Genomic DNA, 836 nt, shown 5'->3' with positions numbered 1-836 from the left:
CTGCTGGTCGGCGAGTGCGTGTCTCCGTCCAGCCGTGTGGCCGACCGCATCGACAAACCCGCCATGTGCGCCGAAGCCGGCATCGAGTACTTCATGCGCGTGGAAGTCTCCTACACCAAGAACCACGCCGAGGTCGTACTACTACGACTCGGACAACAAGGAACCTACGAAGTCCACGCCAAAGCCCTGGCCGGATCCACCTTCGAAACCCAGACCCCCTTCCCCCTGTCCTTCGACCCCACCGAACTCCTGGAAGACTGAAACCACCTCAGACCACCCACACGGCCGGAACCGTGTATCGGGCCATCCGATGGGGTGAAAGATCGTCGCGGCCTGCCGAACACTCGGCCACTCGCGGCAGACTCGGGCCATGAGTACCGTGGTGGCCGAAGGGGTGATACCTGTGGCCGCACCCACCCGCGACACCGGAGCGTTCGACCCACTCGTCGAGCTTCACGGGCTCTGGACCCCCGACCTCGCCGACCGGTACCTCCCCATCCCCGGGATGCCACCGGCGAAGTACGAGTGCCAGGACGGACACCTGATCGTGACCCCCTACGAAGGCTCGGCCAACATCTATGCCGCTGACGAGCTGCGGAATCGACTGAAACCACACGCGAGATCCCACGGTGGCGGCGCCTACACCACCCTGAACATCCAACTGGGCCCCGACAGCTGGATCCAGCCCGACTTCACAGTGCTGAGCCAACCGGCACGGGGGAGGGTATGGATACCGTCCACCCAGGTTCTGCTGGTCGGCGAGTGCGTGTCTCCGTCCAGCCGTGTGGCCGACCGCATCGACAAACCCGCCATGTGCGCCGAAGCCGGCATCGAGT

The 836-nt window shown here is 64.7% G+C and carries 1 protein-coding gene and 1 pseudogene; both read left to right on the top strand.

The genetic code is table 11. The features are described 5' to 3' along the window. A pseudogene (locus ACTMO_RS21500) lies at nucleotides 1–261 on the top strand (Uma2 family endonuclease); the annotation flags it as partial. 109 nt (nucleotides 262–370) lie between these two features. Continuing rightward, nucleotides 371–836: Uma2 family endonuclease (locus ACTMO_RS21495; RefSeq protein ID WP_019856219.1), on the top strand; the 466-nt coding region annotated here is incomplete at its 3' end.

Origin of the sequence: Actinopolyspora mortivallis DSM 44261 (genome assembly GCF_000384035.1) — a bacterium.
Lineage (GTDB): Bacteria > Actinomycetota > Actinomycetes > Mycobacteriales > Pseudonocardiaceae > Actinopolyspora > Actinopolyspora mortivallis.
This window is presented reverse-complemented; position numbering and strand designations above follow the sequence as displayed.